The organism is Streptomyces luteireticuli, assembly GCF_041519305.1.
Taxonomy (GTDB): Bacteria; Actinomycetota; Actinomycetes; order Streptomycetales; family Streptomycetaceae; genus Streptomyces; species Streptomyces luteireticuli.
Window position 1 is genome coordinate 528,376 of sequence record NZ_CP167928.1, and the last position, 13,417, is coordinate 541,792.

Here is a 13,417-nt window from a genome sequence, read left to right on the forward strand (position 1 = left end):
CGTTCGCCGGACACAGGGGCGGCCTTCGCCTGATCCTGTGCTCCGACCAAGGAGCGCACGTGACTGAGACGAAGGCCGCACCGGCGAGTCTGCTGCAGCACGATGTCCGGCGGGAAGCGTTCGCGGAAGCGTCACGCTTCCGGGGCGAGTTCTACGAGTGTCTGACCGCCCGGCGGGATGAGTTGTTCGAGCTGGCCGACGCGCTGCTGTGCGTCGACGGGCCGGTTACCTCGCCGGTGGAGTTGACGCTGGTGCCCGAGCACCCACGTGGTCACGGTGCGTTGTACGGAGCCCTCAACCGCGGCCGGATTGACGTCGACAGGCTGCGGGCGCTGCTGGCCGACATGCCCCTGCCGCGCTTCGACGGCGGGCGTCTGGTCCTCGCGGTCGACGTGTCGCCGTGGCTGCGCTCGGACGCGCCGTGCTCGGCGGACCGGCTGTTCTGTCATGTCTACGGACGGGCGAAGTCCGCCTCCCAGTTCATCCCGGGCTGGCCCTACTCCTTCGTCGCCGTACTCGAACCGGGAGCTACCTCGTGGACGTCGATTTTGGACGTGGTCCGGCTCGGGCCCGAAGACGATGCGACCGCCATCACCGCCACCCAGCTCCGCGCCGTGGTCGGGCGGCTCAACGCAGCCGGCCAGTGGACGCCCGGCGACCCGGACATCACGATCGTCATGGACGCGGGTTACGACGTCACCCGCCTGGCCTGGGTCCTGCGAGATCTGCCCGTCGAACTGGTCGGCCGGATCCGCAGTGACCGGGTGATGCGGCTGCCGAAGCCCTCGCTCAAGGAGAGGAGCGCTACCGTCCCGTCGCCGCCCGGGTCTACGTCTCCCCGATCACCTCGCGTGCGTCCTTGCGCTGGGTGAACACCGAAGGGGATGACGGCCCGAACCTCTGGGACCCGGTTCCGCTGGACGGCAGCCACGCACACGCCATGCGCGACGAGGTGCTGAACCTCGCCGGGACCGTCCTGGCCAAGCGAGGCTTCACCTACGCGCGCGGCGCGTACTGGAAGCCGACACCCGGCGAGCAAGGCGCGGAGCACCCCGCGACGGCCGAGGCCGCGGTCGTCCCCACGCGCGCATATCTCGACCTCCAGGCCCGTCGGTTCGGCCCTGTCCCCGAGCTTCCCGACATCCCCGGAGTGACGTTCACGACCACACAGCGCGGTCAGTGGCGGGCGACGGTCCCCGACGGCCGGACGTTCCTCCTGACGTGGACCCCCCATCTGGACGGAGACCGATGGATCGTGTGGGGCGGCGACCAGCACACCGACCTGATCCGCCCCGCCACCACGTCCATGGACAAGGCCCTGTTCGTCCTGCGCCACCCCTCCCACGCCCGCCCCTGACACCCACGCACAACTGACACCCACGCACAACTCTCCGGTCAAACCAGGGATGCGGCGGCCCGCGCACAGGCGGCCGCACTCACCCACGCGCGAGTGAGCAACAGTTCCTGCCCCGGGCGCACGCCGCAGCACCCGACAGGACCCATCGACCACAGGCCACGCCTCGCCCGCGCCCCCTCGCACAGCCCCCCGGGCCGGAACACACCCTGTACCCGCCCGGGGGCCGCCCCCACCCGCCAACCCCGCCCCGGCCTCACAACCCCGCACCCCGACCCCGCCTGCACACCCCGCGGACCGGAGCCCCCCTGGCCGGGCCAGCCGGCGGGGTGTTCTACCCGGCTGTCGGCGTGAACCGGGCGCCACCCGTCCACGGCGCATGCGGACACCCGGATCCCACTGCACCACCAGCCGACCGTCCGGCAGGATCGGTGACACCCGAACCGCGCCCCGCCCGCCCCGAATGAAGGATCCCGCCATGCCCCTCACCCGGACCATCACCCCCTACGGCGAAGCCATCTGGGAACTGCGCACCGACCACGACGAGACCCTCGGCCGAGCCGAAGCCCTCACCGACGGTGACACCATCCTGATCGCCCGGATTACCGTCCCCCGAAAGCACCGAGGCCACGGCTACGCCACCCATCTCCTGAACGCCGTCCTCACCCACTTCCCCGACTCTCCCGTCGAAGTCGTCGCATCCCCCCTCACCACCCGACACCCCGGACTCGACCAAGCAGCCCTGCAGGCCTGGTACACCCGGCACGGCTTCACCCCCACCCCACGGCGTGGCGACCCCCTCCTCATGCTCCGCCCGCCCAAGCCGACTCCTCAGCCCTGAAGCCCCCAACCCCCCTGCCCGGCCCGTGTCCGGCGGCATGACCTCTCCTCATCGCCCCGATCAACCGCCCCCCGCGGGCACCCCCCATCGGCCTCGAACTCCCGGCCCCCGCCCCGGGATTCGGGGCCGCTGCATGTCCGTCCGGCGTCCGTCCCGCCGACGGCCCTTGCGGGCCTTGGCGCCGCCCAGGGCACTGTCGGCACGGCCGGAAGGACGCGCTCCCGCACCACCCCTCGGCATACGGCCCGTCTGACCCCGCCCTCACCCGACCCAGACTGAACGGGGGGAACCGACGAAATGCAGACTCGCCGCGTCCCGGAAGCGCTGCCTCGTACATGCACCCGGCCGCCCGCCGACCCCACGACGTGGAAACAGCCCGCGACACCGGCAGCGAGCCCGTCCGTTCCGGAGATCCCCTGTGCCTGCTTCTTCAGACGAGCCGACAACACCTCCCCGTCGACTCTGTGGCGACCGATGACGGCAAGACGCGCCGTACCCGCCTGCCCCACAGCCAGCAGCTCATCGGGCCAGACACCCAACATCCACGGTCGCCCTGAGGCATGTTCAACAACTTGCGACACATAAGGCCGCAGCATCTGCACAGCCCCAGCACCGGCCTCACTGTCCGGCAGGACCACGACCCACATGCCATCCCCCAGGGGCCAAACCTGCTTGGGATTACAGGAAACGGTGCGGTAGCGGCAATTACCGCTACCGCACCGAATTCAAGACGGCGGACACCGGAACGCGCCTGACCAGAAAGGCGCACCCGCCAGGTTGGGGTCGCAAAGGACGGTCAATTCCTCAATCCTCCCGACCCCGCGCCGACAGGCTCATGAACCATGATCCCGGCCATCGGCAATCCGACTCAACGTCCCAGGCCCCGGAGAGGCACACGCTTACTGACTCAGAAAAAATACCGATTGAACGGCGGGTGGGCAGATTCGAAGAGGAATCCGATGATCGACCCGCGGGTCAACTCGGCGTATTCACCGACCTCCACCAGCACGGGAACCTCATACACCTCCCCTACCGACACGGGAACCTCGTACACCTCACTCGAAGTTTCCATAGCGAATCACCCTTCACGTCGCAACGGAACACCGGAGCATTCGCTATTATCGTTCCGGCCGAATCGGGGCGTCTAGAGTCGGTCAAATCGCAAATCCTTCCGACTGAACGTCTTTCATCCTGTCCCGTAGGGATGAAAGGGCCTGGTCAGCGGGTGTGCTGGTGACATGGCAGAGCCCCTTGTCGTTGGGGTGTTGATCTCACTCGATACCGGCGCCAAGGGGCTCTGTTGGTTCCGTATCCTTCCATCCTCGATGTCCCGCACGAGCATGATGCCCCTATGAGCTCGTAACAGGATCATGGTCTGCGCTTGTTGAGGCGTCGCCAGCAGATGAGTCTGCAGGTGAGGGAGACGAGAGCGTCGTGGAGGTCGAGGCGCCGTTCCCAGCGGACTGCGAGGCGTTTGAACTGGTGGAGGAGAGCTTCACTTCCTTCAGCACGGCGAAGAAGCTCTCCGCGGCGGCGTTATCGTAACAGGACCCTGTTCTTCTCATGCTCTGTCTCAGGCCCAACCTGCGTATCTCCTGACGGAGTTCATCTGAGGTGTATTCCGCGCCGCGGTCCGAGTGCACGATGCATCCGGGCTCCAGGCGGCCGCGGCCTGCGGCCATGTTCAGCGCGCCGGCCACGAGCGAGGCCCGGCGGTGACCGGCCATCGAGTAACCGACCACTTCCCGGGTGGCCAGGTCGAGCCAGGTGGCGAGGTAGAGCCAGCCCTCGCCGGTGGGGATGTAGGTGACGTCCCCGACGAGTTTCATGCTGGGCCCGCGAGCGGTGAAGTCCCGTCCGATGAGGTCCGGCGCGGGCGCGGCTTTCTTCGCCTGCCGGGTCAGGCTCCGCCGCCTGCGGCGGGTGTGGCCGGTGATACCGCGTTCACGCATGATGCGCGCGACACGCTTGCGGTTGACGCGTTTGCCCAGACGCTGCAGTCCGGCATGGATGCGCGGGACGCCGTACGTGCCCTTCGATGCGAGGTGGAGCGCAGCGATCTCGTGCGCGAGGGCGTCGTCGGCAGCCTCACGTGCCGCGCGGGCCTCCTCGGCGGCCTGCCAGGCACAGAAAGAGGAGCGGGCCACCTTCAGCAGCCGGCACATCAGAGCGACGGAATGGGTGGTCTTCTCCGCCTCGATGAACGCGTAGATTTCGCTCACCGGTCGCTTTCCCTCGCGAAGAAGACCGTCACTTTTCGCAGGACCTCGATGGTCTCCGCCTGCTCGGCGGCCAGTTTGCGCAGGCGCCTGAGCTCCTCGCGCTCGGCACTGGTCAGATCCCCGTGCCGGCCTTCCCCGCGGTCGGTCTTCGCCTGCCGGTACCACCCGCGCAAGGACTCCGGGCTCACTCCCAGCTCCCGCGCGACCTCGGTCACCGTCCGGCCCGTCGAGTCGACGAGTGCGACCGCGTCCCGCCTACACTCCGACGTGTACCGCTTTGTGTACTTATTCCCCACCTGGCACTGCTTTCCCTGGGCTCACACGTCCCAGTCTCCAGGACTCCGTTGCTCAATTGTCTGCGGGCGGCGTCTTGGTGACGGCATGATCGCTTTTGCGGCCGGGAGCCTGTCGTGTGGTGTTGGCGGGGAGTGAAGCGATGTCGATGCAGCCCAGGGGTCTGCCGCCGGTCCCGGAGCAGACTGCGGTCGTGGCCCGTGCCGCTTCTTCGGACGCGACCGCGTCACCAGCGAGATCGCCCGCATTCGCACGGTCCTTGGCACCTGGGGCTATCAGCTGGGCCAGGCCGACGACACGCTGCTGCCGTCGGTCGCCTGTCAGCTGTTTCTACTCAACCGCAGCCCGCACCTGCAGGACATGGACACCGCGCTGTTCGACAGGGTCCGCCGGGAACGGCTGCTGGAGGGCGCCCGGCTGAACACCCTGCACGCTCTGCAGCGGGCGGTCGCCGAGCTCGGATTCTGCGATCCACCACTGCAGAGCACCGGCCGTCACTCGGCGAGGGCCACCGGCGGCGCCAAGATCTGGGAACAGTGGGCCAACCGCTGGCACGACACCTCCGCCCTCACGCCGCGCGTCCGCGGCAGCATCCGCTCCACCCTTCTGCGGGTCGGCCGGTGGATCACCGCCGAACAGCCCGACGCCGCCAATCCCGCCGACTGGACGCGGCAGACCTGCGCGACCTGGATCGCCGCACTGGACCGGATGAAGGTCGGCGACTACGTCCAGCGCACGGCCGGCCTCAAGGACCGGCTCGGCAAGCCGCTGGAGGCGCCCACCAAGGCCGGACAGATCACCGCGCTGCGGACGTTCTTCCGTGACTGCCAGGAATGGGAGTGGCTGCCCCGCCGCTTCGACCCACTCCGCGCTCTGGCCATCCCCCGCAGCATCACCGCCCTCCTCGGCCCCGACCCACGGGTGATCGCCGACGAGGTCTGGGCGAAACTGTTGTGGGCCGGCCTCAATCTTGATCCCGCAGATCTTCCGCAGACCCGGTCCGGGCACTTCTATCCCTTCGAACTGGTCCGCGCGGTCACGTTGACCTGGCTGTTCTCCGGTCAACGCAGCAACGAGATCGCCCGGCTGAGACTGGGCTGCATCCGCTGGCAGCACGACGGAGAACCCATTGCCGGCGACTCGCAGCAGGTGCTGGCTCGTGACGCGGTCTGCCTGCTCGACGTCCCGACCCACAAGACCGGCACCGCCTTCACCAAGCCGGTCGACCCGATCCTCGGCCAGGCCATCGACGCCTGGCAGGCCGTCCGCCCGGACCAGCCGAAGTTCACCGACCGCCGCACCGGCGAACACGCCGAGCTACTGTTCGCCGTCCGGGCCCGCCGCGTCTCCACCAGCTACATCAACAACACGATCATCCCGATGCTCTGCCGCAAGGCAGGAGTCCCGGACGCCGACGTCCGCGGGAACATCACCAGCCACCGGGCCCGGTCCACCATCGCCAGCCAGCTCTACAACGCCAAGGAACCGATGACACTGTTCGAGCTGCAAGCCTGGCTCGGACACCGATCACCGCAATCCACCCAGTACTACGCAAAGATCACCCCGAACACCCTCTCCAAGGCATACTCCGAGGCCGGCTACTTCGAGCGGAACGTCCGCACCATCGAGGTCCTGGTCGACCGCGACGCGGTCACCACCGGCGCCGTCGGAACCGGCGAACCCTGGCAGCACTACGACCTCGGACACGGCTACTGCACCTACACCTTCTTCGAGCAGTGCCAGCACCGCATGGCCTGCGCACGCTGCGACTTCTACACCCCCAAGGACTCCACGAAGGCCCAACTACTGGAGGCCAAGGGCAACTTGCAGAAGATGGCCGTCTCGATCCCGCTCACCGAGGATGAGCAGGCAGCCGTCACCGACGGCCAGAGCGTGCTCGACCGCCTCCTCGACAGACTCGCCGACGCTCCCACCCCGGCCGGGCCAACACCCCGGCAGCTCGACGTCCCAACGAACGCCACCCTCCTGCCGATCCTCGCTGTCTGCCAGGGCAAAGCACAGCAAGCTTGACAATTCTGATTCCACAGAATGATCTTGTTGTTGACGCCCTCGGTGCGTCCGTTGTAGTGGGGCAGGGTCAGTGCGGCGTTGACGGCGGCGCGGTCTCGTTCGAGGCCGGTGGCGAAAGAGTGAAGGAAGGGCAGGTCTGCGTCCAGTGCTCGTGCGATCCAGCCGGTCAACACCTCCGTGTTGTCCTGTGCGGGGCGCAGTAGCCGGGCGAACGCGCTCACCAGGTCGGACAGGCTGGTCATCTCCGCGCAGGCAGCCGCGAGTTGGTCGCGCAGAACGCTCCGCTCCTCGCCTTGGCGGGCGGGATCGCTCAGGAGGAGTCCGGTGACCTTGCGTGGCGAAAGGGTGGCATGGTCGGCCTCGACGCGGCCCTGGTTGATGTAGCGGACCAGCAGGTTCGCGCTTCCGGTGTAGCCGAGTTCCCTGATCTCGCTGAGGAGGTGGGTGACGGGAACGGCCGGATTCTCGGACCGGCGCGGCGCAGGTGCTCGCGGTAGGGGTCGACCAGGGTGGGCCGGTAGGCCGGGGCCCGGATCAGCTGCTCGGGCTCGGTATGGCGGGCATAGCGTTTGACCGTGTTCAAGGCGAGATTCAGCCGACGGGAGCAGTCGAGCAGGCCGACGCCCGCGTCCAGGAGTTGATGGACCTGCCGCCAACGTTCACGGGTAGTCACGGCGCGTCTGCCCTCGGACACCGGCGGACCGATCTTCGCCCAGCAGGCGCTGTGCGTCCCGACTTCCTTCCAGGCTGCCTCGCCGAGACCGTGCCACAGATGCCAGCGATCCATGCTCTGCGCGATCGTGGGGTCGGCGTCGGTGATGGCCTGGGCGAAGTCCCCGGCCCCGTCCCGGCACGCGATCTCGACCCCGGGATGCTCGCGTAACCAGGCGGTGACGGTGGCCATCTTCCGGTCGGGCAAGACCTCTATGCGCTGGCCGCTTTCCGCGTCGATCAGAATCGTCGCGTAGCGTTGCCCTTGCGCAGGGCGAACTCGTCGATCCCCAGCACCCGGGGCACCGGCCGCTCGGGCAGGAGGATATGCAACAGGCAGGCCAGTACGGTAGCCCAGCTGAGCACGTGGTGCAGGCGGAGCAGCAGGCAGGCCCCGGCCGTGCCCGCCAACGCACGGGCGACCGCCTCAACCACCGCCTGCAGAGCCGGAGTCCGGCGCTGGTAGCGAACTGTCAGGCCCTCGACCTGCTCGGCGAACGTCTGCTTCGAGCAGTCCGGGTTCTCGCAGTACATCCGCCGCACCGACAGGTCGACCATGACCGGGCGGCCGCCGACCGCCTCGTCCGCGACATGCCGCACATACCGGCTGTGTTCCCAGCCCGACGTCTGCCCACATCCCGGGCAGGCGGCCGACACCCCGGCATGCGTCCGTGCCGTGATCCGGATGACGTCCTCGCCGGCCTCCACTGCTTCGACCTGCACCGCGGCCAGCTGCGGCAGCAGCATCGTCAACTCCACGTCACACTGCAACAGTCTGCACCCGCAACGACACTGCGTCAGCAGTCTGGGTATCGATCAACGGCTACGAAAATCTTGTAAGACCCATCATCCGGACACACCCGCGGCCGACGATGACCAGCTGTAGGCGCTGGGGTCGAACGCGTGCAGGCGCCTGACGAGCCTGCGCGTGGACCAGGGCCAGCAGAACGTGTTCACACCAGGGTGGCTGAAGTAATAGCTGGAGCAGCCGGCGGGTGTTGTAGACGGTGGTCTGCAGCGCGGCGTGAAGGGCGGTGTGATGCGTCGCCTCCGCCTCGGCCCGTACGTCCATCGCCGTGTGTCCGTCGGCGCGCAGGTGGGTGAGGGCGGTGGTGATGAAGCGGAGCTGGGCTTCGAGGACGGTGGGCACCGCGGTGTGGCCGGTGAGCAGGTTTGGTCCGAGGAGGAGGAAGAGGTTGGGGTATCCGCTGACGCTGGTGCCCAGGTAGGCGCGGCGGCCTTGGGACCAGGTCTGCGTCAGCGTGGCGCCATCGGCGCCGTGGAGGCGGTGGGCCAGAGGCAAGTCCCCGATGTGGAAGCCAGTGGCGAGGACGATGAGGTCGGCGCGGGTGCGGGTGCCGTCGGCGCCGATGACGTCGGATCCCTGCACTTCGGTCACACGGGTCGGGTAAAGGTGGACATTGGACCTGGTCAGGGCCGGGTAGTAAGTGTCGGAGGCGATCAGGCGGCGGCCTCCGAGGCGGTGCCGGGGAGTCAGTGCCCGGCGCAGGGCGGGGTCGGGTACCGAGGTGCGCAGGTGGCGGCGGGTTACGGCCTCCAGCGGTGGCAGCATCCAGGGATGGCGCAGGGGCACGCCGACGGCTTCCTGTGTCCAGTGGTGCAGGCCGCGGAGCGCACGGTGGGCCGCGGGGTGGCGCTTCAGGAATCGGTGGGCGCCCGGCGAGAGGGTGTAGTCCGGTTTGGGGAGTACCCAGTCGGCGGTGCTCTGGAAGACATCGACGCGAGCGGCCCGGGGCTGGATCTCGGGGAGGAACTGAACGGTGGAGGCTCCGGTGCCGACGACGGCGATGTGACGCCCGGTCAGATCGGTGGAGTGGTCCCAGCGGGCGGAGTGGAAGACGGGCCCGGGGAAGCCGTCGAGGCCGGGGACGTCGGGGTAGCGGGGCCGGTGCCAGGGGCCGGTGGCCACGACGACGGCGCGGGCCTTCCAGGTGCCGCTGGTGGTCCGCAGGGTCCAGCGGTGCGCGTCCGGATCCCAGCGGCCGCCGAGAACTTCCGTGCCGTAGCGGATCGCCTTGTCGGCTCCGTGGGCCGCCGCGGTGGTCTCGAGATAGGCGAGGATCTCGGGCTGGGCGGCGAAGCAACGGCTCCAGGAGTGGGGGGCGAAGGAGTACTCGTACAGCACCGAGGGGACGTCGCAGCCGCACCCGGGGTAGGTGTTGTCCCGCCAAGTCCCGCCGAGCCGCGCGGATTTCTCCAGCACGACGACGCCGTCGAAACCGGCCCGGCGCAGGGCGATGGCGGCGGCCACCCCGGACAAGCCGGCCCCGGTGACGAGGACCTCTGCCTCGTGCACGTCGGCTGCCTCGCGCGCCCGGGCTGCCTCATGCGCCTGTGTTTCGTGATCGCGGCTCTCTGCCGGCTCCTCGGTCACGGCGGCACCCCCTGCCAAACAGAAAGAGGCCAAACAGTAGGCCCCGACGGGGGCCACAAGGGTGATATCAGCGTAATGCCACTCATACGAGTGTTTTTCTGCATGAAGGATGTTCGCCAGCCCGCCTCTGCGGTTGCATGCGTGGCATGGGGACGGGACAGGGACAGGACGGGGACGAGGCGGGACCGAGTGTCGTGGGAGACGGCCGGGGCCCAGTGCTGCCTTACCCCAGCGGCTGGTTCTGCCTGGCGCTCTCCCGCGATCTCGCCCCGGGCGCTGTCCTGACCCGCAGGTTCGCGGGCGAGGATGTCGTCCTCTACCGCACCCGCGACGGCAGGCCCTACGCGGTGCGGCCCTACTGTCCGCACCTCGGGGCCCATTTGGGCCTCGGCACGGTCGAGGGCCGGAACCTGGTGTGCCCGTTCCACAGCTTCGCCTACGCCCCCGACGGCGCCTGCGTCCACGCCCCCGGCGGCCGGGCACCGCGGATCCGGCTGGAGCACCACACCCTCTGCGAACGCGACGGCTTCGTCTTCGTCTGGCGCGGCCACGACGACGCTCCGCCCGCGTGGGAGATTCCCGGCGTGCCCGGAGCGATCCCCCCTCCCACGGCCGTCTGGACCGCCGATGTGCTCACCCACGCCCAGGACCTCTCCGAGAACTCGCTCGACTACCGGCACTTGAACACGCTGCACGGGGTGGCAGCGCGGGAACTCGTACCGCCGCAGGCCGAGGGACCCTTCCTCCGGCTTCGCCTGCAGCTGGCGCCGAAGCCGTTTCCCACGCTGAAGATCACGAGCGAGTACTCGTTCCTCCTCGCGGGAGTGGGCTGCTTCCGCACCGACACCTCCATGCCCCCGCTCGGCCTCGCGATCCACCTCTGGGCCATGCACACGCCGACCGGTCCCCGGAGCACGCGCATGCTGGTCGCGGCGGCGTGCACCGGCCTCGACGGGACGCCACGGTCTGCTCTGCCACTCCTGCGGCAGCCTCTGGCACGGAGCGTCGCCCGGGGAATCCTGTGGGGCGCGGTCAACGCCCTCAAAGACGACCTGAAGATCTGGAACACCAAACGCTACGAGCCCCGCCCCCGCCTCGCCGCGGGCGACGAGGCCATCGGCTCATACCGCCGCTGGGTCCGCCAGTTCTATCCGCCCTCGTGACCCGGTCGAGGGGCCTCGACCCCGAGTCGGCCGGCCGCGGCAGCGAAAATACACTGGCGAGCCTTCACCCTGCCGGAATAATCGGCATGCCCAGGGGTGAGGAGGGTCTGTAAAGCATTCGGTACAGACCCCCGCCACGCAGTGGTCACCAACACCCTTGCCACCAGGGGAAATCCGCTAACTACCCGGTTGGATGGGACTGCAAAAAGAACAGACTCCGGGAAATCAGAGCTGGTCCCACCACCAGGCAACAGCGGGTAGGCCCTCGATCGGTTCCAAGGTGGAGTCTGAAGGGGTGTCGGCCCAGCCGACGGGGAGGGTGAGGCAATCGTAGCGCTCGTAGCCGTCAGAGCCCCCGATGTGCGTGTAGCGGGGGGTAGTGAGATACCAGTCGAGGCAGCCTCGGATGTAGTGGCCGAGGGCCTTGAGGTATTCATGTAGCTCGTGACTGGCAGTGGGCAGGAGGAGTTCTCGGAGTTTAAGGAAGAGGCAAACGGTGCGGTCACGTTGAGCAACGACGATATCCACGGCTTCCTGGAGCGAGCATCCCCGCTCCTCCATCACGAGCAGCAGGGCGTTATTCTCGACCTGTTGGCCTGTGATCTCTTTGCGGTAGGAGAACAGGTCATTGTCCCAGCAGACAATGAGGCCGACGGCTGCTGTGGCAGCGCGGACGCGTGGGGAATGGAACTCCTGAGGTGGCACGTGGACCCGATAGGAATTCTCGAGATTGGCGCAAGTGCTCAGATGAGCTCCGGACCACTGGCGGTAAACGGCATAGTGATTGAGACTTCGGTTGCCGCGGGCGGCACTGCTGGCCTGAATGGCCATGCTGACGAGCCACTCGCGGTTGGCATCCATGATGCGGTGGGCCAGGCCCGGCGGGGTCTGGTCACGGATGCGGCGCCATAGGCCATGCAGGAGGATGATGTACGGGTCGTCGCTGGGTGGTTCGGCGTCGAGCGTGTTGGTAACGGCCAGAAGCTCAGCGAGCAGGCAGAGGTAGCCGTCGGAGTCGTGGCCGAGTTCGCTGTTGTCGCAGCGGTCGTCGTCGAAGGCGAACTGCCAGGTGAAGACGTCGGCAGTGGTCTGCACATGGTCGTCGAATCCGTCGGGTGCGAGGCGGGCGGAGAGTTGTCCGGCCCGGGATCCGATGATCCTTGGAAGACGGGTCGGATGGCTGAAGTAATCGAGACCGGTGATCCATTCGATGGACCGGGCCTGGATGGTCCCGGAATTAGGGTGAATTGCCGACGCGATCGGGCAATAGACGGGTGGAATACTGATAGCGGAAGTATCCAATGGTCCTTCTTCTCCAAGTAGCCTGGTTCCTTTTTGCGTATGGAGCATGAGAGCGAGGATGGCTGCGGCGGCTGACGTGAGCTTGTGCCGAAGTGGTCCTCTTTACGGAATTGCTCGATCAAAGTGGTGTCGATGGGCCGTCCCGCGAGCCGGAGTGTGGCGACCGCAGTGGCAGTAATGTCTCCATCCACCATGAAGGCATCACTCATCCCTATGCCGTTGGGTGTGAGGGATCGTTCGATGCGGGTCAGTTGCTCGGTGCAGGTGGTGCGCAAGTTGGGGTGGGTGAGCAGACCGGCAAGCGTGAGGGCATGCAGGATCCAGACGCGTTCGAAGTTGCCGATGGGCCATACAGTGGGCAGCGAGCAGTCGGTGCGGGTGGCGGCCTGTGCTTTGACCAAGTAACGGCGACCTTGTTCAGCGCCAGAGCCGAGGGCGCCGATGCGATGCAGCCAAGTCACGGTCGCTGCGGGGCTGTGGCCGACCCCGCCGCTGTCGTCGACAAGTTCTATGGCGCTCTGGTCGGCCCAGGCCTCCCAGGAATGCACGGCCGGGGTTCCGGGCGAGTGCGGTGCCAGGGCCCCGATGGTGCGCCGACGCTGCTCACTCAACGCGCGCAGTGGCCCGTATGGGGCCGATGGAAGATCGAGGCCGTGGCTGGCGGATTCGTCGAACAGCGCGGGGAGTGTGAGCTCAAGGCCAACAGGCAGGTCCAGCGGCAGCGGATCGCTCCACCATCGGGAAGCATGCGCGTGGAGAAACGACAGCGCACTACGTACCTGTTCGAGATACGCACGGTGCCGGTGCAGGGCGAGCAGAGCTGCCACGGTCGGCAGATCCCGCGCCCAGGGAACTCGTGAGTCGCCCCAGCCACCGTCGGCCTGCTGCTGGGCCACGATCCAGCCCAGCATCCGGTCGCGGGTTTCGCTGTTGTGAGGCAGCAACGTTACGGAACGGGCGGTGTCGTACACCGCAGGACTGATCATGCCCCCGTCGGTCCCGACGACCTCGACCAGGGCTTGCAGGCGCAAAACCACACCATCGTTCGAGATCATGCTGGTTGCCGCCCTCTCCGGGCCCTCCAAAAACCCATCTCAGCAGTGT

The 13,417-nt window shown here is 67.8% G+C and carries 12 protein-coding genes and 2 pseudogenes; 6 read left to right on the forward strand and 8 right to left on the reverse strand.

The features are described from left to right. Positions 1-92: 92 nt before the first annotated feature. From AB8735_RS38255 to AB8735_RS38265, 3 genes and pseudogenes are all read left to right on the forward strand, one after another. Positions 93-815: pseudogene (locus tag AB8735_RS38255) on the forward strand (transposase); the annotation flags it as partial. Between the two features lie 53 nt (positions 816-868). After that, on the forward strand, positions 869-1,357 hold the full coding sequence (locus AB8735_RS38260; protein WP_372412353.1) for a hypothetical protein: 489 nt from the start codon (positions 869-871) through the stop codon (positions 1,355-1,357). 475 nt (positions 1,358-1,832) lie between these two features. Next, positions 1,833-2,195: a GNAT family N-acetyltransferase gene (locus AB8735_RS38265; RefSeq protein WP_372412354.1), complete on the forward strand. Its 363-nt coding sequence runs from the start codon at positions 1,833-1,835 to the stop codon at positions 2,193-2,195. 907 nt (positions 2,196-3,102) lie between these two features. Here the strand turns inward: AB8735_RS38265 and AB8735_RS38270 are convergent. From AB8735_RS38270 to AB8735_RS38280, 3 genes are all read right to left on the reverse strand, one after another. Then, positions 3,103-3,267 carry a lasso RiPP family leader peptide-containing protein gene (locus tag AB8735_RS38270; protein ID WP_372412355.1) on the reverse strand — a complete coding sequence of 55 codons (165 nt, stop codon included), beginning with the start codon at positions 3,265-3,267 and terminating at the stop codon, positions 3,103-3,105. Between the two features lie 277 nt (positions 3,268-3,544). Further along, complete coding sequence (locus tag AB8735_RS38275; protein WP_372412357.1) at positions 3,545-4,417, reverse strand: IS3 family transposase; 873 nt, start codon at positions 4,415-4,417, stop codon at positions 3,545-3,547. Continuing rightward, a complete protein-coding gene (locus tag AB8735_RS38280; protein ID WP_372412358.1) occupies positions 4,414-4,713 on the reverse strand; it encodes a transposase in 300 nt (99 codons plus the stop codon). Before AB8735_RS38280 ends, AB8735_RS38275 begins: the two co-directional genes overlap by 4 nt. Positions 4,714-5,071: 358 nt before the next feature. On the opposite strand from AB8735_RS38280, the gene AB8735_RS38285 reads away from it, so the two are divergent. Then, on the forward strand, positions 5,072-6,742 hold the full coding sequence (locus tag AB8735_RS38285) for a tyrosine-type recombinase/integrase (protein WP_372412360.1): 1,671 nt from the start codon (positions 5,072-5,074) through the stop codon (positions 6,740-6,742). Positions 6,743-6,804: 62 nt separating this feature from the next. Here the strand turns inward: AB8735_RS38285 and AB8735_RS38290 are convergent. The 4 genes and pseudogenes from AB8735_RS38290 to AB8735_RS38305 all read right to left on the reverse strand — a co-directional run. After that, positions 6,805-7,170, reverse strand: a pseudogene (locus tag AB8735_RS38290) (ISL3 family transposase); the annotation flags it as partial. Beyond that, on the reverse strand, positions 7,053-7,661 hold the full coding sequence (locus tag AB8735_RS38295) for a hypothetical protein (protein WP_372412362.1): 609 nt from the start codon (positions 7,659-7,661) through the stop codon (positions 7,053-7,055). The gene AB8735_RS38295 and the pseudogene AB8735_RS38290, both read right to left, overlap by 118 nt. Before the next feature lie 32 nt (positions 7,662-7,693). Further along, entirely contained in the window at positions 7,694-8,200 is a 507-nt protein-coding gene (locus AB8735_RS38300) for a transposase family protein (protein WP_372412363.1), read from the reverse strand. Between the two features lie 76 nt (positions 8,201-8,276). Then, complete coding sequence (locus AB8735_RS38305) at positions 8,277-9,770, reverse strand: flavin-containing monooxygenase (protein WP_372412365.1); 1,494 nt, start codon at positions 9,768-9,770, stop codon at positions 8,277-8,279. Between the two features lie 293 nt (positions 9,771-10,063). On the opposite strand from AB8735_RS38305, the gene AB8735_RS38310 reads away from it, so the two are divergent. After that, positions 10,064-11,011, forward strand: coding sequence for an aromatic ring-hydroxylating dioxygenase subunit alpha (locus tag AB8735_RS38310; RefSeq protein WP_372412367.1), 948 nt, complete (start codon positions 10,064-10,066; stop codon positions 11,009-11,011). Positions 11,012-11,236: 225 nt separating this feature from the next. Here AB8735_RS38310 and AB8735_RS38315 read toward each other — a convergent pair whose 3' ends face one another. Further along, entirely contained in the window at positions 11,237-12,361 is a 1,125-nt protein-coding gene (locus tag AB8735_RS38315; protein ID WP_372412369.1) for a hypothetical protein, read from the reverse strand. A gap of 44 nt (positions 12,362-12,405) precedes the next feature. On the opposite strand from AB8735_RS38315, the gene AB8735_RS38320 reads away from it, so the two are divergent. Next, a complete protein-coding gene (locus tag AB8735_RS38320) occupies positions 12,406-13,173 on the forward strand; it encodes a hypothetical protein (protein WP_372412270.1) in 768 nt (255 codons plus the stop codon). The last annotated feature ends 244 nt before the right edge of the window (positions 13,174-13,417 follow it).